Here is a 19,764-nt window from a genome sequence, read left to right on the forward strand (position 1 = left end):
TCAACGGGGGTCTCGGGCGTCACCAGTGAGAGGGGTACTTCGGCGTCCATCTCAGGTATTACGGGTACGCCCAGCTCCGGGGGGTGGGAGCGGCCGGCGGACGCCGGTCAGTACCCCGAGGGCCTCACCAGCCCCGACTCGTACGCGAACACGGCCGCCTGCGTACGGTCGCGCAGGCCCAGCTTCACCAGGATGCGGCCCACGTGGGTCTTCACGGTCTGCTCGGCGACGACCAGGCGCTCGGCGATCTCCGCGTTCGACAGACCCTGCGCGATCAGCGCCAGCACTTCCGTCTCCCGCTCGGTCAGGTCGCCGACGCGGGTCTTGAGCGGGGCACGCGGCTTGTCGCCGAGACGGGAGAACTCGGCGATCAACCGCCGGGTGATACCGGGCGCGAGCAGCGCGTCGCCGGCCGCCACCACCCGGATCGCCTCGGCGAGCTTGTCGGCGGAGGCGTCCTTCAGCAGGAACCCGGACGCGCCGGCACGCAGCGCCTCGTACACGTACTCGTCCAGGTCGAAGGTGGTCAGCACGAGCACCTTGATGTGCGGGGTCACGCCGACGATGCGGCGGGTGGCCTCGATGCCGCTGAGTTCGGGCATACGGATGTCCATGAGGACGACGTCCGGGACGAGTTCGGCGACCTTGGCGACCGCGTCCATACCGTCCACCGCCTGGCCGATGACGTCGATGTCGGGCTGGGTGTTGAGCAGCACGGTGAAGCCCTGCCGGACCATCTGCTGGTCGTCGGCGATGAGTACGCGGATGGTGCCGCTCGTCATGGGTTCTCTTCTCCGGTCGTGGGTCGGGGTGCCTCGGTCTCGAAGACGCCGGGGCCGAACACAGGCGTGACGGAGCCGTCCGGCTCGACGGGCTCCCTGTCGTCGGGGTCCGCGGTGCCGTCTCTCGGGAGGAACGCCGAGACCGAGAAACCGCCGTGCAGGGTCGGGGTGGCGGTGACGTGGCCGCCGAGCATCGTGGCGCGCTCACGCATGCCGAGCAAGCCGTGGCCCGTGCCCGGTGAGGGCGGGACCGGGCCCTCCGGACGGGAGTTGATCACACCGAGGTACAGACCGCGGGGGAAGTGGGTGATCTCGACGCGCACCGCCGATCCCGGGGCGTGCCGCAGCGCGTTGCTCAGCGCCTCCTGGATGATCCGGTACGCCGACAGCTCCACGCCCGGCGGATACGGAGGTGCCGTGCCCCTGATGTCGGTGGCGACCCTCAGCCCGGCGGCACGTGTGTTCTCAATCAGGGCGTCCAGGCGGTCGAGCGTGGGCTGCGGGGACTGCGGGGCCGTGCCGGTGCCGGGTTCGCCCAGGCCGTAGGGGTCGTCGGGGTTCTCGGAGCGCAGGACGCCCAGGACTCGGCGGAGTTCGGTCAGGGCCTCCAGGGCGTTCTGCCGGATGCCGTCGAGGTTCTCCTTCAGCTCCTCGGACGGGTTCTCGACGAGGTGCGGGGCGACCTGGGCCTGGATGGAGATCACCGACATGTGGTGCGCGACCACGTCGTGCAGTTCACGGGCGATCCGGCTGCGCTCCTCCAGCAGCGTGCGGCGGGCCCGCTCCTCCGCGGTTCTCGTCTCCTGCTCCACGAGCCGGGTGCGGGCCTCGCGCCTGCCGCGCAGCGCCATGCCGACCACGACGGCCACGGCGAAGAGCGCGATCGCCACCGTGCCCGTGCTGGAGTACCCGGCGGTCGCGTCGACGCGCCACACGCCCACCTGGAGAACGACGGTGGCCAGGCCCGTCACCACCAGGGCCGCGATCACCTTGCGCGCAGGTACGCGCAGAGCGAGCAGGAGGAACACGAGGGAGTGGGCGAGGACAGCGGGGGTGCTCCACGGCCAGCTGGGGTCAGGGCCTTTGGCATCGGCCAGGTGCGGGCCGACGGTCAGGGCGGTGGTGACGGTGGCGGCGAGGGACAGGGCCCAGGCGGGCGTCGGGCGCCACAAGGCCAGTACGACTGCCGCGCCTTGCGTGAGGCCGAGCACCAGTCCCTGTCCCGCGGACAGGCCGTAGTTGTCGCTGATATCGGCGCCGCCGGCCAGGGAGATGCCCAGAGCGATCCAGAAGACGAGGAGGTAGGTCAGCCAGCGCAGCCAGCGGTACTTGGGCAGGTGGGGGGAAGTTGGGGAGGGGGACGTGCCTAGGGCTTTGCGGAGGCGGTGCACGCGGGTCGGTGCGGGGGCGGGTTGGGGTGAGTGCTGTGGCTCCTTTGCCGGTGGGTCGTTCTCCTCGCCGTTCACGCCGTCAACCCTAGGCACGGTGAGGGGCCTTTGCTTGCGGGGTCCGGGGGTGGCGGTGGGAGCGGATCACTCGGGACGGGCGGGGTCGGGGGCGGCGTCGGCGGCCCGAGGGCTGTTCGTACGCGCGGAAGGCCGTCCAGCAAGCGGTCAGGGCCAGGGCGAAGAGGGGGAGCCAGGCGCAACGGTAGGCGATCCAGGTCAGGTTGTCGGGGCGGGTGTGGAGGCCGGGGAGGTGACCGGCCAGGAGGGTCGTGGCGGTGGTCGCCATGAGGGCCGTCTGGTGCCAGAGGAAGATCGTCATGGCGGAGAGGTTGACCAGGGCCACGGCTGCCCAGGTCAGGGGGCGGCGCATCGTGCGGCGCAGCGGGTCGCGCAGGAGCAGGGCCAGGCCGCACTGGGCCAGGCCGAAGGTGACGGCGGCCAGGGTCGGCGGGTTGAGGTTCGAGATACCGGCTCCCGGTACGCCCACCATCGACGCCGGATAGCCCGCCCAGGCGATGAGCGCCGCCGTCGCCACCGCGCCGCCGGTGAGGAGGATCCAGCCGGCCCGACGACGGTCCAGCTCGCCTCGGGTCCAGGCGGCGCCCAGGGTGTACGGGACGAGCCAGCCCGCCGCCACGTTCGCCCAGCCGAGCCAGGACGGGCCGCCCAGTCCGAAGCGCAGGAGGTCCACATGAAGGACGACGGCCAGCGGCCAGAGCGGGTTGAGCCGGGCCAGCAGTGGTGTCACCGCCGTCAGCGCCGCGAAGATCACCAGGAACCACAGCGGGGACAGGGCCAGCTTGACCAGTGTGCGGACCGTGCCGAACTCCGCACCCGTCAGGAGGAGGGCGACCGCGGCCACCGTCCACAGGGCGAGGACGGCCGCCACCGGTTTGAACAGCCGGGAGAGCCGGGCGGTCAGCCACTGTCCGTAGGTCGTGCCGCGGGCGCGTGCCGAGGTGTAGCCACGGGTCGCCACATGGCCGCCGACCAGGAAGAACACGGCGAGCGTCTGAAAGGCCCAGGAGATCGGGGCCAGCCAGGGCATGTGCTGCAGCGGGCTGGCGGCGCGCAGCGAGCCGTCGCGCGCGACCAGGGCCGTCACCAGCCAGTGGCCGAGCACTATGCCGAGGATCGCGAAGGCGCGCAGGGCGTCGACCGCGCGGTCCCGGTCCGCGGGGGTCGCGGCGTCGGCTCGGTCGGCGCCCTTCCGCATCTCCTTCCACATGCCCGTCCCTATGTCCGTGCGTATGTGCTCGATGTCCGTGCGTATGCGCTCGGTGTTCTTGCGTATGCGCTCGCCCGGGCCGCGCAGCTTCAGCTCACGCACGGGTCACCTCCGAAGCCTCTCCGAGGACGATCCGGGCCAGGTTGGCCAGGGAGGCCGAGCCCGGTGCGAAGTAGTCGCTGTGGCCGCCGTCGCCCGCCGTGAAGACACGGGCGCCGAAGGCCGGGGACACCGGGTCGGTGCCGAAGCCGACGGTGGTGCCGAACAGGTCGGCGCTGACGTGCGGAACGTTCGCCACCCAGTCGTCCGCGCCGCGTGCCGCCCACACGCGGGCGCGTGTGCGCAGGTCGGCGGCCGTGTCGGCGCCCGTGCCCGGGCTGCCGACGAGGGCGATGTCGTCGACGTCCAGGCCGGCGGCGGCCCGGCCGCAGACCACGGAGCCGTACGAGTGGCAGACCAGGGACACCTGCGCGTCACGGCCGACGACGCCGCGCAACTGCCGTATGAACTCCCGCAGTTCCGGGGCCGCTTCCTCGGCTCGGCCGGTCGTGGTGACCGTCGCGCTCACCGTGCCGGGCGTTTTGTAACCGAGCCAGGCCACGACCGCGGTGCGGGGACCGGTCGGGGCGTCCTGGGCGAGTTGGTGCCGCAGAGCGAGGGCCGTCGCGCGGAAGCGGCCGTAAGTGTCGAGGGAGGTGTCCGAGCCCGGGACCAGCACCGCTATGCGGTCGGCGTGGGCCAGGTCGCCGAAGACCTCCGTCGCCCGGCCCGCCCCACGGCCGTCGAAGGCGAGGAGGTGGCGGGAGGGGGCGGCGAGGGAGCGGTCCGCCGCGGCGCGGCCGGTGTCCCCGTGGGCGGCCGCCATCCGGGACGCCTCCACCGCGTTCGCCCGGTTCGCCCCGTACACCTCGCCCAGCGTGGCCACGGTCACCGAGGCGATGGCCGCGGGCCGCGGCGCGGGGATCTCGGGTTGCGCGGCGCCGGAGAGGGGGAAGACCACGGCGGCGGTGATGAGAGCGGCCAGGACGGTGCGGCGCCATCTGAGGGCGAGGTGCCGCCGAGTGCGCGGCCGCCGGTCCCCCGGACCGCTGCGACCGCTCTCCGTCGCCGCCCTCTCGTCCAGCCCCATGGTCGACTCCCCTCCCAGTTCCGCCCGGCCATCGGGCCTGTCTGGATGGGAAGTTACGGATCAGCGGTTGTCGTCCGCGTCACGCCAGGGAGCTCACCTGCGACGTAGCTCTCAGGTATTACGGGTATGAAGGGGCCGCCGACGACGCGACGAATGACGGCCACGCGCGTCGCGTGGGCACCGTGGGCACACAGTGCTCGCTCGGACTCGGAGTGCCGCGGCCCCGAAAGGCCGGTGTCACCAGGCCAGTTGCGCGATCTCCTCCGCCACCACCGCGCACGCGTCCGCCGCCGGGTCGATCAGGGGGAAGTGGCCGACGTCCTCCAGGAGCGTCAGGCCCACCACCTCGCCCGCCTTCGCCGCCGCGTCCGCGTAGGACTCGGCGACCGCCTGCGGGACGTCGATGTCGGTACGCCCTTGGACGAGGGTGGTGGCGATGCCGGTGGGCAGGAGGAGCGCCGGGTCGGCGTACGGCCGGCGGGCCGCGAACTCTTCCTCGTCGCCCAGGAGTTGACGTACCGCGCCGCCGCAGACGTCGAGTTTCTCGGCGACCGCGAAATCGGCGATCGGGGCGAGGGCGACGACACCGCGCAGAGGCGCGGGGCGGGCCGTGTACCAGGGGGCGTCGGCCGGCAGAAGGTGACGGGCCGCCACCCACAGAGCCAGGTGACCGCCCGCGGAATGACCCGTGACGACCATGCGGCGCGCGTCGGCCTGCGGGAGGATCTCCCGTACGAGCGCGGGGAGCGCGTCCACCGCGGCCGCCACGTCGTCGAAGGTGTCCGGCCAGCGACCGGCGACGGGGCCGCGCTCCCCCGCGACCGGATCGCCCTGCTCCCCCTCGACCTGACCGCCCTGCATGCCCGCGACCGCATCGTCCTTCGCCTCCGCGACCGGATCACCCTGCACGTCCGCGCCCTGACCACCCTGCACGCCCGCGCCCGCATCGCCCTTCACCCCCGGGACCGCATCGCCCGTCGCCCCCGGGCCCGCATCGCCCGTCGCCCCCGCGCCCGCATCGGCGGTCCCCTCCGTCTCCCGCCCTCCGCGCCGGTACTCGACATTCGCCACGGCGAAGCCCCGGCGGGCCAGGAAGTCTGCGAACGGGGTCATGTGACGGCGGTCGTACGGTGCCCGCCAGGCGCCGCCGTGCAGGATGACGATCAGCGGCGCGAGGACGCCCGGGATGGCCGGTTCGGGTGTGCGCGGGGCGTAGAAGTCGATCACCTGGTCGTGGTGGTCGCCGTAGGCCGCGGTGGCGTCGGGGTCGACGGGCGGGTGCGAGAAGGCCGACTCCTCTTCGGCGGCGGCTCGTGCTGCGACGTCGTCCGGCATGCTCCAACCTCTCAGCGACGGAACGAAATTGGCGGACCAGGAGAGAAATCGGCCGTTGGCGGGGACGGTATCAGCCCGGTGACGTGCGCCGACACGGGGATGTCACCCTCGGTGAGGGTGAACGGTTCCGCAGTGCCGCCGCGCCCTCGCACCACAGCGTGCACGCCCCATGACGGCGCCCGCCGGACTCACCGACGACCGATCCGACCCGCCCCGCCACGCCCCCGCCCGCCCCGTCACGCAGCCCCGGCCACCGTCTCCCCCAGCACCCGAGCCGCCCGCTCCACATCCCCGAACCCGACGTACAGCGGCGTGAACCCGAACCGAAGCACGTCAGGCGCGCGGAAGTCGCCGACGACGCCCCGCTCGACGAGCCGCTTCATGACATCCCCGGCGTCATCGCAACGCAGCGCGACCTGGCTCCCCCGCTCCGCATGCGTGCTCGGCGTCAGGGACTCGACCCTGCCCTCGGGGACGTACGACGTCACGCACTCCAGGAAGAAGTCCGTCAGAGCGAGGGACTTGGCGCGAACGGACTCGACCGAGACTCCCTCCCACACCTCCAGCGCAGCCTCCAGCGCCAGCATCGAGAGGATGTCCGGCGTCCCGACCCGCCCCCGCGGCGCGCCCGCCGCCGGTTCGTACGCCGACCGCATACCGAAGGGCTCGGCGTGGGAGTTCCAGCCGGGCAGCGGAGAGTCGAAGCGGTCCTGCAGTTCACGGCGCACATAGAGGTACGCCGGTGAACCGGGACCCCCGTTCAGGTACTTGTACGTGCAGCCGACCGCCAGGTCGACCCCGTGCTCGTCGAGCCCCACCGGCAGGGCGCCCGCGCTGTGGCACAGGTCCCAGACGGAGACGGCGCCGGCCGCGCGGATCGCGGACGTCAGGGAGGGCAGGTCGTGCAGCCGGCCCGTGCGGTAGTCGACGTGGTTCAGGAGCACCGCGGCCGTACGGTCGCCCAGGACCCCCGGTACGTCCGCCGGGGCCACCGGCCGCAGCGTGCAGCCCGTCATCCGGGCGGCGGAGTCGGCGATGTAGCCGTCCGTGGGGAACGTCGTCGCGTCGACGACGATCTCGTCCCGACCGGAATCCGCCATCCTCACGGCTGCCACAAGTGCCTTGAAGACGTTGACACTTGTCGAGTCCCCGACGACGATCTGCCCGGCCGCCGCACCGACCAGCGGAGCGATCAGGTCGCCGATCCGCTCGGGCGCGGTCCACCAGCCGCTCTCCTCCCAGGAACGAATGCGCAGCTCACCCCACTGCCGGCGGACGACGTCCTCGACCCGGCCGGGGACGTGCGCGGGCAGCGCGCCCAGCGAGTTGCCGTCCAGGTACACCACGTCGTCGAGCACGAACCGCGAACGCACACCGGCCAGTTCGTCGGCGGCGTCCAGCTTCTCGGCGCGCAGCAGTTGCTCAGACCGCTCAGATCGCTCAGATCGCTCAGATCGCTCAGATCGCTCAGATCGCTCAGACATGAGACCTCGCCGTCCACAGCTCGGGAAACACGTTCTTCTGTGCGCGCTTCTCCAGCCAGGCGACCCCGGCGGAGCCGCCGGTCCCTGTCTTGGCGCCCATCGCCCGGCGCGTGGCGACCAAGTGATCGTTCCGCCAGCGCCACACCAGCTCGGCGACATCGGTCAACGCCTCGCCCAGCCGGGCCACTTCATCACCCGGATCGCCCGCGTAGACGGCCGTCCAGACGGCCTCCACCTCCGGCGACGGCTCATACCGCAGTGCTGTGTCACGTTGAAGTACGGACGACGGAATCGCGTGCCCGCGCCGCGCGAGGAACCGCAGGACCTCGTCGTACAGGCTCGGCTCGTGCAGTGCCTTCTCCAGCTCGGCGTGGACTCGGGGCGCCCCGCGGTGCGGGACCAGCATGGACGCGGACTTCTCGCCGAGCAGGAACTCCATACGCCGGTACATGGCCGACTGGAAGCCGGAGCCCTCGCCGAGAGCGCTTCGATACGAGTTGAACTGGGCCGGGGTGAGCTGTCCGAGCGGCTTCCAGGAGGCGTTCAGCGCCTCCAGTTCCCGTACCGAACGCTTCAGCGCGTCGATCGCCACCCGCACCCGGTCCTCGCGCAGGGCGTGCGCGGCGGTCTCCCACTCATGGACGATGACGGTGAACCACAGCTCCATCACCTGGGTCGTGACCAGGAAGACCATCTCTCCGGGATCGTCGGAGAGGGTGTGCTGGAGGTGGGTGAGCACGTCCGCCTTGACGTAGTCCTCGTACGGCGTCGTGCCTGCGAAGTCGAGATGCGGGGTCTCGGGCTCGTTCGTCTCGTGAGCCTCTTGGGACATCGCTGTCTCCTGTTGTAACTCCGGGTAGCGGTCCGCCCCTGCCGTTACCGACACGGGGGCCCCGGTCCCCACCCGAATCCTCACGGGTGTCCCCCGGAAAGTGCAAGGCCCGACTGGATCACAGCCGGACCCGCACTCGACGCCGGCGCTCGCCTAGCCCAGGGTCTGGGCCGCCGTGGGCGAGGAGTCCTTCAGGAACTGCGAGCAGCGCTCGTACTCCTCCTGCTCACCGATCGACCCGGCGGCGCGGGCGAGGGCGTGCAGGGCGCGCAGGAAGCCGCGGTTCGGCTCGTGCTCCCAGGGCACCGGGCCGTGGCCCTTCCAGCCGTTGCGGCGCAGGGAGTCCAGGCCGCGGTGGTAGCCCGTGCGGGCATAGGCGTACGACTCCACGACGCTGCCCCGCTCGAACGCGTCGTCCGCGAGCTGGGCCCAGGCGAGGGAGGAGGTCGGGTACTGCGCGGCCACGTCCGCGGGTGCGGTGCCGTTCGCGAGCAGTTCGCGCGGCTCCGGGTCGTCGGGGAGGTGCGTCGGGGGCGGGCCCCCGAGGAGGTTTTCATGGATCGTCATGGGTTCCAGTCTGGGGCATGGCGCGCCACTGGGGGTGCCGTGGTCGGTCGTCGGCTGTCTGCGGGCCGGTGGGGGCTGGTCGCGCAGTTCCCCGCGCCCCTTTCGGGGCGCTACGCGAGCCGCTTCTTCACAGGTTCCCCCTGGAAGTGCCGCGCCGGGTTGTCTGTCGTCTGCGGCTGCGTCGTGGCTGGTCGCGCCCACGCGGCGGAGCCGCATATCGATACAGCCCCGCGCCCCTTTCGGGGCGCTATGCGATCCGTTTCTTTACCGGTTCCCCCTCCAGCGGCGGTGCCGTGATCGCCCCATGTGTACGGCATTCCGGGCGGCGGCAGTCCGGGGGCAGGCGGCGTACCGTCGTGAAGGCCAGGATCGAGCCCGCTACCAGGATGGCCGCGCAGATGATCATCGCGCGGCCGAAGGCGTCGTCGAAGGCGGTCGGTGAGCGGTAGGCGTCTTCTCCCATTCCGGCGAGCAGGGGGAGGGCCGCGACCGCGATCAGGCCGGCCGCTCTCGCCGCCGCGTTGTTGATGCCGCTGGCGAGGCCCGCGCGGGAGGCGTCCACGGAGCCGAGGACGGTGGCTGTCAGGGGGGCGACCAGGGCGACGAGGCCGAGGCCGAAGACGAGTACGGCCGGCAGGACGTCGGCGGCGTACGAGGCGTCGGGGCCGATGCGCAGCGTCAGCAGCAGGCCGGCGGCGCACACCAGGGGGCCGACGGTGAGGGGGATGCGGGGGCCGATGCGTTCGCCGAGTTCGCCGGAGCGGGCGGAGAGCAGGAGCATCAGGACGGTCGTGGGAAGCATGGCCGTACCGGCGGCGAGGGCGGAGTAGCCGGCGACGACCTGGAGCTGGAGCACGGCGAGGAAGAAGAAGCCGCCGAGGGCCGCGTACACGCACACGGTGACCAGGTTGACCGCGGTGAACTGGCGGGACGCGAAGATTCCGAGCGGCATCATCGGGTCGGGCCGCCGTTTCTCGACGTACACGAAGGCGATCCCGGCGGCGACGCCCGCGATCGCGGTGAGGGTGACGACGAGGGAACCGCTCCGGGCCTCGATCAGCGCGTACGTCACCAGGGCCAGGGACAGCGCGCCGAGGGTCGCGCCGAGGACGTCGAAGCGGCCGTGCTTGCGGCCGTCCCCGGACTCGGGGACGTGGCGCAGAGCGATGGGGACGCAGAGCAGCGCCAGCGGGACGTTGAGCAGGAAGATCCAGCGCCAGCCGGGGCCGTCCACCAGCCAGCCGCCGAGGAACGGGCCCACGGCCGCGCCGATGCCGCCGAAGCCGGACCACAGGCCGACGGCCCTGCCCCGGTCGTCGGGGTGGAAGGAGCCCTGGATGAGGGCGAGGGAGCCGGGCGTGAGGAGCGCGCCGCCGACGCCCTGGAGGGCCCGCGCGGCGATGAGGAAGCCGGCGTTCGGGGCGAGCCCGCACAGCAGCGAGGCCACGGCGAACCAGATGACGCCGATGACGAAGATCTTGCGGCGGCCGTACGTATCGCCCAGGGAACCGCCGAGGAGGATCAGTCCGGCGAGCGTGAGCGTGTACGCGTTGACCGTCCACTGGAGGGCGGACAGGTTCGCGTCGAGGTCTTCGCCGATCCGGGGGAGGGCGACGTTGACGACGGTCGAGTCCAGCAGGGCCATGCTGGAGCCGAGGACGGTGGTGAGCAGGATCCACTTGCCCTGCGAGGAGGCGATCCGGACGTCGGGCATGCCCACAGGTATACAGCGAGCCCGGTGCCGTAGCACCGGGCTCGCTGCAAACGTACGGTTACGGCTACTTGATCTTCGTGCCGGTGGAACGCAGGTTCCCGCAGGCCTCGAGGACGCGCTTGGCCATGCTCGCCTCGGCCAGCTTGCCCCAGGTGCGCGGGTCGTAGGTCTTCTTGGAGCCGACCTCGCCGTCGACCTTGAGGACGCCGTCGTAGTTCTTGAACATGTGGTCGGCGACGGGACGCGTGAAGGCGTACTGCGTGTCCGTGTCGATGTTCATCTTGACGACGCCGTTCTCCAGCGCGGTCGCGATCTCCTCGGCGGTGGAGCCGGAGCCGCCGTGGAAGACGAAGTCGAAGGGCTGCGAGCCGGCCGGCTGACCGTACTTCGCGGCGACGCCGTCGTTCAGCTCCTTCAGCAGCTCGGGGCGGAGCACGACGTTGCCCGGCTTGTACACACCGTGGACGTTGCCGAAGGAGGCGGCGAGCAGGTAGCGCCCCTTCTCACCGAGCCCGAGGGCCTCGGCCGTACGCATGGCGTCGTCGACCGTCGTGTACAGCGAGTCGTTGATCTCGTGCGAGACGCCGTCCTCCTCGCCACCGGTCGGGGTGATCTCCACTTCGAGGATGATCTTCGCGGCGCGGGCGCGCTCGAGGAGCTCCTGCGCGATGGAGAGGTTGTCGGCGAGGGTCTCGGCGGAACCGTCCCACATGTGCGACTGGAACAGCGGGTTCTGCCCGGCCTTGACCCGCTCCTCGGAGACGGCGAGCAGCGGACGTACGTACGCGTCGAGCTTGTCCTTCGGACAGTGGTCCGTGTGCAGGGCGACGGTGATGTCGTACTTCTTGGCGACGATGTGCGCGAACTCGGCCAGGGCCACCGCACCGGTGACCATGTCCTTGCTGTGCTGACCGCCCAGGAACTCGGCGCCACCCGTCGAGATCTGGATGATGCCGTCGCTCTCCGCCTCCGCGAAACCGCGCAGGGCCGCGTGCAGGGTCTGGGACGAGGTCACGTTGATGGCCGGGTAGGCGAACTTGCCTGCCTTCGCCCGGTCGAGCATCTCGTTGTAGACCTCGGGGGTTGCGATGGGCATCTGTCCGCTCCTTGATTGTGCGGGTGGCGTTCTGCTGGCTTTACGGCCCTGACCTAGGGGGCGACGTCATCGTCGGGCCCATCTTTCCAGACAGGACCGGATGATCGGGACGCCCCGTCAGTCCAGTCCCAGCTCGTCCTTCGAGTAGGCGTAGCGGTACGGCACCCCCGCGCCCTCCTGGATCTTCTCGGCGGCGCCGGTCGCCCGGTCGACGATCGTGGCGACGGCGACGACCTCGGCGCCGGCCTCCCGCACGGCCTCGACGGCGGTGAGCGGGGAGCCGCCGGTGGTGGAGGTGTCCTCGACGACGAGAACGCGGCGGCCGGCGATGTCCGGGCCCTCGACCCGCCGCTGCAGGCCGTGCGCCTTGGCGGCCTTGCGGACGACGAAGGCGTCCAGCTTCCGCCCGTGCGCGGCGGCGGCGTGCAGCATGGCCGCGGCGACCGGGTCGGCGCCCATGGTGAGGCCGCCGACCGCGTCGAAGTCGAGGTCGGAGGTGAGGTCGAGCAGCACCTGCCCGACCAGCGGGGCGGCCTCGCCGTCGAGGGTGATCCGGCGCAGGTCGACGTAGTAGTCGGCCTCGATACCCGAGGAGAGGGTCACCTTGCCGTGCACCACGGCCTTGTCCTTGATCTGCCGCAGCAGCGCGTCACGTGCGTCCGTCGTCATGACTGCCAGCTTAGACAGCCCTCAGGCTGCGCCAGGTCCAGGTGGTCGAGGCCTCCAGCGGCTCCAACGGGGTCACGAGGCGGGGCAGGCTGTTGAGCCCGTCCGGCGGCCCGGTCTGCGGTTCGACGCATACGGCCGCTTCCTGCTCGTCGTACACGACGACCCACTCCTCGCCGCTCCTGACGGTCAGCTCCAGCCGCTCCGGCCAGGTGAGGGTGACGTCGACGCCGCCGGGCATACCGAAGCAGTCGTCCCAGGGCCCGGGCTTCGGCTCGATCCGGTTCCCGGTCGGCAGATGATCGTCGCCGCGCTCCTCCTGCCAGGTGGGGGCGAAGTCGAGGACGACGCCCGCACTCTCACCGAGCTTCCGGTTGAACCACGGGTGCCAGCCGATCTGCGCCGGGAAGGACGACTCGTACGTCTCCACGGACATGGTGAGCGTGAGGGAGTCCTCGGCGAGGGCGACAACCTGGGTGACCCGGCCGGGGTAGGGCCAGGGGTCGACGAGGTCGTACGTGATGACGGCCTCGTTCGCCGTCCTGCGGGCGGTGCGCCAGGCGCCGTCGCGGGCGGTGCCGTGGATGGCGTGCGGCGGGGAGTTGAGCGGCAACTGGTGGACCGTTGCCCCGTCCCGGAACCGCCCGTCCCGGATCCGCCCGCACCACGGCACCATCGGGAAGCACCCGAACCGCTCCCCCTGCCGCAGCAATTGATCCCCACCGACCCGCAGCCCACCGACCCGCCCGCCGTTCCCCGGCTGCACGGTCACCTCCGCGTCACCCGCGGTCAGCGTGATGTCTTCACTACTCACGGCACGACCCTACTGGGCGGATCAAGAGGCCGTCCGGTGCCTCTTGATGCCGGTCCGCGCATTCCAGCCGGGGGGCGCTCGCTTCTCGGCGCCGGTGCGCGTACTTCAGCCGGGAGGCGCTCGCTTCTCGGCGCCGGTCCGCGCATTCCAGCCGGGGGGGCGCTCACTTCCCGGCGCCGGTCCGCGCATTCCAGCCGGGGGGGCGCTCGCTTCTCGGCGCCGGTGCGCGTATTTCAGCCGGGGGGCGCTCGCTTCTCGGCGCCGGTCCCCGCATTCCAGCCCGTCCGGCGTTTGAGGACGAGGCCGTCAGGCCGAAGCGGGGGTCTGGGGGCGCAGCCCCCAGGGATGGGACGGGTAGGGGCGGCGGGGGCGAGAAAATCCCCGCCCCACCACTCAGCGCCGCTTACGCAGCACCCTGCCGACAACGATCGCCGACGCCAGCACCAGCGCCGCCGCCGGAGCCGCCCACCGAAGCGTCGAGTGCGGGGCCACCGTCTGAGGCGCGGGAACCGGCGCATACCGGCCACGCGGCGGAGCGTGATCCACCTCCTCCGCACTGCGCCCGATCATCGTGCGCCGAGCGTGAGCGGCTTCGGCGGGCGCCGGCTCCTCGGCCTCGGCCTCCGCGAGCGGATCGAGGCCCGGCGCAGGCACCTCCGCATCGAACACGGAGGACTCCTCCGGCGCTTCGGCAACGGCATCCGCAGCATCCGCGACCTCCGCCGCCCCCTTCGCCTCCTCCGGCGTTTCGACAACGGCATCCGCAGCGTCCGCGACCTCCGCCGCCCCCTTCGGCTCCTCCGGGGTTTCGACAACGGCATCCGCAGCTTCCGCCGCCTCCGCCCCCCTCGGCCCCGGACCCTCAGCCTCTTCCCCCTCGGCCCCCAGATTCTCCGCGAAACGGTTCAGCAGACGGCCCACCGCCGAGGTGACCGCATCCGCCGAAAGTTCCGCCACACGTCCGTCCGCCGTGGCCGTGCCCTCGAACCTGAGCGTCGTGCCGCCGTCCGCGTCACGGAGACGCAGCGTGAGCGCGAGCTTGACCGAACCCGTGCCGCGGGCCTCGGTCGCGTCGCCCTCGATGGCGTACGAACCGTCGTCCTGCCCGGAGAGCCGGGCGGAGCCGCGGTAGGTGATGGTGTGGCCGCCGACGCGGACCTTCAGCCTGCCGGTGACGGGCTCGGCGCCGGCGTCCTGCTGGAGCCCGGGGACCGCCCGCGCGATTCGTGCGGGGTCGGCCAGCGCCTCCCTCAGCCGCTCGACCGGAACCGGAACGAACACCTCATGCTCCATGTTGGCCGAGCGTACCCGCAGGCGCCGTCCGCATGCTCCCGTTGGCCACAACTCGCTCGGCGTGTGTGCGGACGTCGACCGGCGGCTGCCGCCTCCCCGGCACCCAAAGGAAACCCCCGCAATACCGCCCTCAAGACCCCTCCGCAATACCGCCCTCAACACCCCCTCAATACCGCCCGCAATACCCCCCTCAATACCGCGGATGCACCAGCGTCGAAGCCTCCACCCCCCTCACCCGCATCCCCTCCAGCACCCTCGCCCCCGCCCTCAACTCCCCTTGAGTCAGCGTCCGGAGCGGCGGCGCCTCCGCGAGGGACAGCGGCGGATTCCCCCCGGTCGTCGCCAGCACGAAGCCCCAGTCGTGCGGGCCATCCGCCGTGCCGCCGGTCGAGCGGTCGGGGCCGGCGCGGAAGCCGGCGTCGTGGCCGGTGATGCCGTAGGGGGACGTCGACAGGGACGCGGCGCGCATCGTGGTGTCCACCGTCCAGAAGGTCTTCGGGCGGGAGGAGACCGGACCGGCGTGCACGACGAGCCGGCCGTCCCGTGCCAGCGCCCGCCGCGCCAGGCCGTAGAACTCCTGCGAGTACAGCTTGGTGCTCGCCGTGATCCCGGGGTCCGGCAGGTCGGAGATGACCACGTCGTACGCCGCTCTGGGCGCCGACCGCAGCCAGGCGAAGGCGTCCGCCGTGCTCACATGGACGCGGGGGTCGTCGAAGGCGTGATCGTTCAGCGCGGACAGTCCCGGGTCCCCGCGCGCCAGGCGGACCACTCCCGCGTCGAGTTCGACGACGTCGACGCGGTGGACGTCGGGGTGGCGCAGTACTTCGCGGGCGGCCAGCCCGTCGCCGCCGCCGAGGATCACCACGCGCGCGTGCGGGCCGTTCATCGCGGGGTGGACCAGCGCTTCGTGGTAGCGGCGCTCGTCCTGGCCGCCGACGCGGAGCCGGCCGTCGAGGTAGAGGTCGAGCGGGCGGCCGTCGGTGTCGCCGGTGAGGACGACCTCCTGGACGTCGGTCTGCACGGCCACGCGTACGTCCCTGCCGTACACGGCGTGCCGGGCCGCGCGTTCGAAGTCGTCGACGTGGACGGCGGCGGTCGCGAGGACGCCGAGGACGGTGAGGTTGGCCAGCACCAGCAACCACCGGCCGCGCAGGGTGAGATCGCCGCGGAACAGGCCCAGTACGAGCGCACCGCCGACCACCGCGTTGACCGCCCCGGTGATCAGCGCACCGGTCAACTGGCCGAGCTGCGGCAGGAGTACGAAGGGGAAGGCGAGGCCGCCGACGAGCGCGCCGACGTAGTCCGCCGCGAACAGGTCGGCGACCGCGCCGCCCGGGTCCTGGCGGCGGATGCGCTGGATGAGTTCCATCAGCAGCGGGACTTCGGCGCCGATCAGCAGGCCGATGGCGAGGGAGAAGGTGACGAGCAGGAGCCGGGGGCCGTGCGCCCACAGTCCGCCCCAGTCGCCGGTCCAGGCGAAGACGGCGTACAAGGCCATCGCGCTGCAGCCGCCGACCAGCGCGAGCGTCGCCTCGATCGCGCCGAAGCCGGCCGCGGCGAGGCTGCGCAGCCGTTTCGCGACGAGGGAACCGATGCCCATGGCGAAAACCATCACGGACAGCACGACGGACGCCTGGGTGACCGAGTCGCCGATCAAGTACGAGGCGAGGGCGACGAGTTCGAGTTCGTACACGAGTCCGCAGGCAGCGCAGACGAACACACCCGCGAGGACCAGGAACCGGCCGACGCCAGGCCGGACGGGCAGCCGCGCGGGGCGGCCCCAGGGCGGCGGTGTGCCGGGTGGGGCGGGCGCGTGCGGTTCGATCACCTTGCGACGGTACGTCACGCCACCGGCACGCTTCGTCACCCACACGTGTGGAGTCTGTTTACAGGCGGCGGATACCGGTTTGGGCCGCGAACTCCCCCGCGCCGGGGCGGGAGGACACCGGCGACGGGCTGGGCCGGCCCGCCGGCACCCGCACCCCGACGCGGGTCCGCGTCGCCACCAACTGCCCGTCCTGCGGGTACGCGTGCCAGGTCCGCCAGTGCACCTGCCCCTCGTGCCGCTGGGCCAGCAGCGCGGTGAAGGCGTGCGGGCTGCCCGGGAAGACTCCGGCGAGGCCGTGCGGGTGGTCGGAGACGAGGGCCAGCAACTCCTGGGCGCGGCCCGCGAAGGAGCCCGGGGAGAGCATCTCGACGCGTGCCGCGAACTCGTACTCCCAGTCGCCCACCCGCTTGGCGACGCCGAGCGGCAGCGGTGTGCTGCTGCCCGGAATGCATGCCACCGTCTCCGAGCAGACGCCCTGCTCCTCCTCCAGGAGCACCTGGTGGGACGCGCCAAGCAGTCTCAACTGGAGCTTTGTCCCGGTCAGTTCGAGGTCGAGGGTGGCCAGTGCGGGAAGCGGCTCACGCCCCAGGGCCCAGGCGAGGTCGGCCGCGCGCGTGTCGGTGTACGAGGTTTTCAGGGTCGTGAGCATGGGTCGGCTCCGCTAGAAAACAAAGAAAAAGGGAGGGGTGGGTCCGGCACTTCCCGGTCCACGCCGGGAGATCAGCCCGGTCAGCCCGGTCGGGAACAGGTGTCCGCGGGACGTCCGAGGGGCCGCTTTGGTGATGTAGAGGGAATCATGAACTGAGGCGCCTCCACAGCGTTTTTACCCAACTTCGTAGGGTTTCCATCCCTCAGTGGGCTCCTCAGCTCATCTGTTCAACCACGGCGTGCGCCTCAGCGCATTTGGCGTGCACGGGAGCGCACGAGCGCCCGCCGGGAACTGTCCCCGGCGGGCGCGATGTGGAACCGGCAGCGAGCGCGGTCCCGTGGTCGGATGCGGTTCCCCCTTGGGGGAGCTCAGCTGCCCCGTGTCAGCTGCCTCCACCACCGCATCCGCCACCCCCGCCGCCGCCCCCGCACGACGATCCACCGCCGCACGACGAGCCGCCGCTGTCTCCCCCACCGGCCCACCAGCTGCCGCTGCTGCCGGCGCCGGCGTCGCCGCTCCCGCTGTACCGTCCCGCGCGCCGACGACGCCGCTGGCCGCCCCTGCGCGCGTTGGCGACCATGGCCGCGAAGAACAGGACGATGAAGACCGTCAGGATGATGCCGATGGTCATGGCGTCACCCTCCTTCCGTTTACCCCGGAGCGGCCCCCCGTGGGCGCTCCGCTGGTTGCGTGACCTGGGCATGCCCGGCCGCCATGACCGTCAAAGCAGAGTTGAGGAAGTCCAGAGCTTGGGCGCAGGATGACCGGCATGACCTCCAGCGCACGCCCGCTCCTCAACCGCCGGCTCGCCGAGTTCGGGACGACGATCTTCGCCGAGATGTCCGCGCTCGCCCTGTCGACCGGGTCGATCAATCTGGGCCAGGGCTTCCCCGACACCGACGGGCCCGACGAAGTCCGGGAGGCGGCGGTGCGCGCCCTGCGCGACGGCCGCGGCAACCAGTACCCGCCGGGTCCCGGCATCCCCGAGCTGCGGGGCGCCGTCGCGGATCATCAGCGGCAGCGGTACGGGCTGTCGTACGACCCGGACCGCGAAGTCCTGGTGACGGCCGGCGCGACCGAGGCGATCGCTGCCTCACTCCTGGCCCTGCTCGAACCCGGCGACGAGGTGATCGCCTTCGAACCGTACTACGACTCCTACGCGGCCTGCATCGCGATGGCGGGCGGCACGCGCGTGCCGGTCACCCTCCGTCCGCACGAGGGCAGCTTCCGCCTCGACCTGGACGAGCTGCGCGACGCGGTGACCGACCGCACCCGCCTCCTGCTGATCAACACCCCGCACAACCCGACCGGCACCGTCCTCACCCGCGAGGAGCTGACCGCGATCGCCGAGCTGGCCGTAGAGCGGGATCTGCTGGTGGTCACGGACGAGGTGTACGAGCACCTGGTCTTCGACGACGCCGAGCATCTGCCGCTGGCCACGTTCCCCGGCATGCGCGAGCGGACCGTCACCATCGGCTCGGCCGGGAAGTCGTTCTCCTTCACCGGCTGGAAGGTCGGCTGGGTGACCTCGACGCCGGAGCTGGTCACGGCGGTGCGGTCGGCGAAGCAGTTCCTGACGTACGTCGCCTCCGGGCCGTTCCAGTACGCGGTCGCCGAGGCGCTGAGGCTCCCGGAGACGTACTTCACGGCCTTTCGCCAGGACATGCTGGTCAAGCGGGACCTGCTGGCGGCGGGGCTGGCGGAGAGCGGCTTCGAGGTGTTCAAGCCCGCCGGCACCTACTTCATCACCACCGACATCCGCCCCCTCGGCGAGAGCGACGGCTTCGCCTTCTGCCGCGCGCTGCCGAAGCGCGCGGGGGTGGTCGCCATCCCGAACGCCGTCTTCTACGACCACAGGGAGGCGGGCGCACCCTTCGTGCGGTTCGCGTTCTGCAAGCAGACGGGCGTGCTGGAGGAGGCGGTAAAGCGGCTGAAGGCGCTGGCCGGCTGAGGCCGGGTCGGGTGGCCCCGTAGATCGGCAGAGTTTTCCACAGGCTGTGGACGACGAGAGCCCGACCCCGGCATGAGGCCGCAATGACCCATGCCCTGGCCGGGCTCCGCTGAAGACCAGGACGTGACTTACTCGTCGTCCTCGGGCTTCTCCGCTTCGTTGACCTCCTGCTCGAGGCCGAGCTGCTCCACGAGCCACTTGTCGAACTCGATCGCGGCCCGCACCCAGCTGACCGTGGACGACACGAAGTGCTCCAGGCTCACGCCCGTGCCGATCAGCATCTGGGCCTCGCCGATCAGGCGGACGGTGCCGTCGTCATGGGTGTGGCTGTACACCTTGGGCCACAGGGTCCGCCGGTTCCAGTCGTCGATGGACTCCAGCAGCTGCGGCTTCTCGTCGATCTGGTGGGGCCGGTCGTAGAACGTCCGCACCGAGAAGACCTGCTGGTCACCCTCGCCGCGGAACATGAAGTACGTACGGAACTGCTCCCACGGTGCGACGAGGTCACCCTCCTCGTCCACGAGGTGCTTCAGCTCCATCTGGTCGAGGAGCTGCTTAACGAGGTCCTGATCCGGGACGACGGGGCCCGCCGGTCCTTGGGGCTGCGGCTCGGGCTGGCCCCCGAAGTTCGGAATCGAGGACGGGTCGATGGTCACCGTGAATTTCCCTTCGTACGGATTCCGCCATCCTCCCTCACTGGGGGACCCGGTTGGCAACCCCGACAGGAAGTGTCAGCCGTCAGCTGACAGGATCTGTCCGGTAGGGGACGTCCGCTGCACGAAGGGTGGGGCAAATGGCGATGGCACAGAGTGGCGAGACGGTGGGACGGACCAGGTGGTGGGTGGTCGCCCTCATCCTGGGGCTGCCCGCGGCGCTCGTGGCCGGCGTCCTCACGCTGCTCGCGGTGTGGGTGGTGGCTGGGTGACGCGGGGGCTCCTTCGCGAGAGC

The 19,764-nt window shown here is 71.6% G+C and carries 19 protein-coding genes; 2 read left to right on the forward strand and 17 right to left on the reverse strand.

The window, feature by feature from the left end:
* Window positions 1-107: 107 nt before the first annotated feature.
* From OG828_RS23325 to OG828_RS23400, 16 genes are all read right to left on the reverse strand, one after another.
* Complete coding sequence (locus OG828_RS23325) at window positions 108-782, reverse strand: response regulator transcription factor (RefSeq protein WP_328502212.1); 675 nt, start codon at window positions 780-782, stop codon at window positions 108-110.
* Complete coding sequence (locus OG828_RS23330) at window positions 779-2,173, reverse strand: histidine kinase (protein ID WP_443062514.1); 1,395 nt, start codon at window positions 2,171-2,173, stop codon at window positions 779-781. The genes OG828_RS23325 and OG828_RS23330 overlap by 4 nt, the downstream gene beginning before the upstream one ends.
* Before the next feature lie 85 nt (window positions 2,174-2,258).
* Window positions 2,259-3,446, reverse strand: coding sequence for an acyltransferase family protein (locus OG828_RS23335; protein ID WP_328504922.1), 1,188 nt, complete (start codon window positions 3,444-3,446; stop codon window positions 2,259-2,261).
* Between the two features lie 106 nt (window positions 3,447-3,552).
* Window positions 3,553-4,587, reverse strand: coding sequence for an alpha/beta hydrolase (locus tag OG828_RS23340; protein WP_328502213.1), 1,035 nt, complete (start codon window positions 4,585-4,587; stop codon window positions 3,553-3,555).
* A 237-nt stretch (window positions 4,588-4,824) separates the two neighbouring features.
* Window positions 4,825-5,922, reverse strand: coding sequence for an alpha/beta hydrolase family protein (locus OG828_RS23345; protein WP_328502214.1), 1,098 nt, complete (start codon window positions 5,920-5,922; stop codon window positions 4,825-4,827).
* Window positions 5,923-6,158: 236 nt separating this feature from the next.
* Window positions 6,159-7,406, reverse strand: a complete 1,248-nt coding sequence (gene kynU, locus OG828_RS23350; protein ID WP_328502215.1) for a kynureninase — start codon at window positions 7,404-7,406, stop codon at window positions 6,159-6,161.
* Window positions 7,399-8,238 (reverse strand): tryptophan 2,3-dioxygenase family protein, encoded by an 840-nt coding sequence (locus OG828_RS23355; protein WP_328360045.1) that lies wholly within the window; start codon window positions 8,236-8,238, stop codon window positions 7,399-7,401. Before OG828_RS23355 ends, kynU begins: the two co-directional genes overlap by 8 nt.
* Before the next feature lie 153 nt (window positions 8,239-8,391).
* Window positions 8,392-8,805, reverse strand: a complete 414-nt coding sequence (locus OG828_RS23360) for a DUF3151 domain-containing protein (RefSeq protein ID WP_301982806.1) — start codon at window positions 8,803-8,805, stop codon at window positions 8,392-8,394.
* 247 nt (window positions 8,806-9,052) lie between these two features.
* Window positions 9,053-10,519: an MFS transporter gene (locus tag OG828_RS23365; RefSeq protein ID WP_328502216.1), complete on the reverse strand. Its 1,467-nt coding sequence runs from the start codon at window positions 10,517-10,519 to the stop codon at window positions 9,053-9,055.
* Between the two features lie 64 nt (window positions 10,520-10,583).
* Complete coding sequence (gene fbaA, locus OG828_RS23370; RefSeq protein ID WP_328360054.1) at window positions 10,584-11,615, reverse strand: class II fructose-bisphosphate aldolase; 1,032 nt, start codon at window positions 11,613-11,615, stop codon at window positions 10,584-10,586.
* 117 nt (window positions 11,616-11,732) lie between these two features.
* Window positions 11,733-12,284: an orotate phosphoribosyltransferase gene (gene pyrE / locus OG828_RS23375; protein ID WP_210579899.1), complete on the reverse strand. Its 552-nt coding sequence runs from the start codon at window positions 12,282-12,284 to the stop codon at window positions 11,733-11,735.
* A gap of 10 nt (window positions 12,285-12,294) precedes the next feature.
* The gene (locus OG828_RS23380; RefSeq protein ID WP_328439480.1) at window positions 12,295-13,095 is read right to left on the reverse strand and encodes an aldose epimerase family protein; all 801 of its coding nucleotides are present in this window, start codon (window positions 13,093-13,095) and stop codon (window positions 12,295-12,297) included.
* 393 nt (window positions 13,096-13,488) lie between these two features.
* On the reverse strand, window positions 13,489-14,388 hold the full coding sequence (locus OG828_RS23385; protein WP_328502217.1) for an SRPBCC family protein: 900 nt from the start codon (window positions 14,386-14,388) through the stop codon (window positions 13,489-13,491).
* A 190-nt stretch (window positions 14,389-14,578) separates the two neighbouring features.
* On the reverse strand, window positions 14,579-16,216 hold the full coding sequence (locus OG828_RS23390; protein ID WP_328502218.1) for a polyamine aminopropyltransferase: 1,638 nt from the start codon (window positions 16,214-16,216) through the stop codon (window positions 14,579-14,581).
* A 58-nt stretch (window positions 16,217-16,274) separates the two neighbouring features.
* Window positions 16,275-16,865 (reverse strand): DUF2617 family protein, encoded by a 591-nt coding sequence (locus tag OG828_RS23395; protein ID WP_328360068.1) that lies wholly within the window; start codon window positions 16,863-16,865, stop codon window positions 16,275-16,277.
* Window positions 16,866-17,247: 382 nt separating this feature from the next.
* A complete protein-coding gene (locus tag OG828_RS23400; RefSeq protein WP_328360071.1) occupies window positions 17,248-17,496 on the reverse strand; it encodes a hypothetical protein in 249 nt (82 codons plus the stop codon).
* Window positions 17,497-17,625: 129 nt separating this feature from the next.
* Here OG828_RS23400 and OG828_RS23405 point away from each other — a divergent pair, with 129 nt between their 5' ends.
* Window positions 17,626-18,816, forward strand: coding sequence for a pyridoxal phosphate-dependent aminotransferase (locus OG828_RS23405; protein WP_328502219.1), 1,191 nt, complete (start codon window positions 17,626-17,628; stop codon window positions 18,814-18,816).
* A gap of 128 nt (window positions 18,817-18,944) precedes the next feature.
* Here OG828_RS23405 and OG828_RS23410 read toward each other — a convergent pair whose 3' ends face one another.
* Entirely contained in the window at window positions 18,945-19,472 is a 528-nt protein-coding gene (locus OG828_RS23410; RefSeq protein WP_210579884.1) for a YbjN domain-containing protein, read from the reverse strand.
* Window positions 19,473-19,609: 137 nt separating this feature from the next.
* On the opposite strand from OG828_RS23410, the gene OG828_RS23415 reads away from it, so the two are divergent.
* Window positions 19,610-19,741, forward strand: coding sequence for a hypothetical protein (locus OG828_RS23415; RefSeq protein ID WP_328360081.1), 132 nt, complete (start codon window positions 19,610-19,612; stop codon window positions 19,739-19,741).
* The last annotated feature ends 23 nt before the right edge of the window (window positions 19,742-19,764 follow it).

Origin of the sequence: Streptomyces sp. NBC_00457 (assembly GCF_036014015.1) — a bacterium.
GTDB lineage: Bacteria > Actinomycetota > Actinomycetes > Streptomycetales > Streptomycetaceae > Streptomyces.

What these genes read in the sequence shown, in the direction of transcription:
- fbaA (WP_328360054.1), bottom strand. Translation starts at nt 11,615, where the DNA reads ATGCCCATCGCAACCCCCGAGGTCTACAACGAGATGCTCGACCGGGCG.
- OG828_RS23400 (WP_328360071.1), bottom strand. Translation starts at nt 17,496, where the DNA reads ATGACCATCGGCATCATCCTGACGGTCTTCATCGTCCTGTTCTTCGCG.
- OG828_RS23365 (WP_328502216.1), bottom strand. Translation starts at nt 10,519, where the DNA reads ATGCCCGACGTCCGGATCGCCTCCTCGCAGGGCAAGTGGATCCTGCTC.
- kynU (WP_328502215.1), bottom strand. Translation starts at nt 7,406, where the DNA reads ATGTCTGAGCGATCTGAGCGATCTGAGCGATCTGAGCGATCTGAGCGA.
- OG828_RS23335 (WP_328504922.1), bottom strand. Translation starts at nt 3,446, where the DNA reads ATGCGGAAGGGCGCCGACCGAGCCGACGCCGCGACCCCCGCGGACCGG.
- OG828_RS23395 (WP_328360068.1), bottom strand. Translation starts at nt 16,865, where the DNA reads ATGCTCACGACCCTGAAAACCTCGTACACCGACACGCGCGCGGCCGAC.
- OG828_RS23405 (WP_328502219.1), top strand. Translation starts at nt 17,626, where the DNA reads ATGACCGGCATGACCTCCAGCGCACGCCCGCTCCTCAACCGCCGGCTC.
- OG828_RS23345 (WP_328502214.1), bottom strand. Translation starts at nt 5,922, where the DNA reads ATGCCGGACGACGTCGCAGCACGAGCCGCCGCCGAAGAGGAGTCGGCC.
- OG828_RS23355 (WP_328360045.1), bottom strand. Translation starts at nt 8,238, where the DNA reads ATGTCCCAAGAGGCTCACGAGACGAACGAGCCCGAGACCCCGCATCTC.
- OG828_RS23340 (WP_328502213.1), bottom strand. Translation starts at nt 4,587, where the DNA reads ATGGGGCTGGACGAGAGGGCGGCGACGGAGAGCGGTCGCAGCGGTCCG.
- OG828_RS23415 (WP_328360081.1), top strand. Translation starts at nt 19,610, where the DNA reads ATGGCGATGGCACAGAGTGGCGAGACGGTGGGACGGACCAGGTGGTGG.
- OG828_RS23360 (WP_301982806.1), bottom strand. Translation starts at nt 8,805, where the DNA reads ATGACGATCCATGAAAACCTCCTCGGGGGCCCGCCCCCGACGCACCTC.
- pyrE (WP_210579899.1), bottom strand. Translation starts at nt 12,284, where the DNA reads ATGACGACGGACGCACGTGACGCGCTGCTGCGGCAGATCAAGGACAAG.
- OG828_RS23325 (WP_328502212.1), bottom strand. Translation starts at nt 782, where the DNA reads ATGACGAGCGGCACCATCCGCGTACTCATCGCCGACGACCAGCAGATG.
- OG828_RS23385 (WP_328502217.1), bottom strand. Translation starts at nt 14,388, where the DNA reads ATGGAGCATGAGGTGTTCGTTCCGGTTCCGGTCGAGCGGCTGAGGGAG.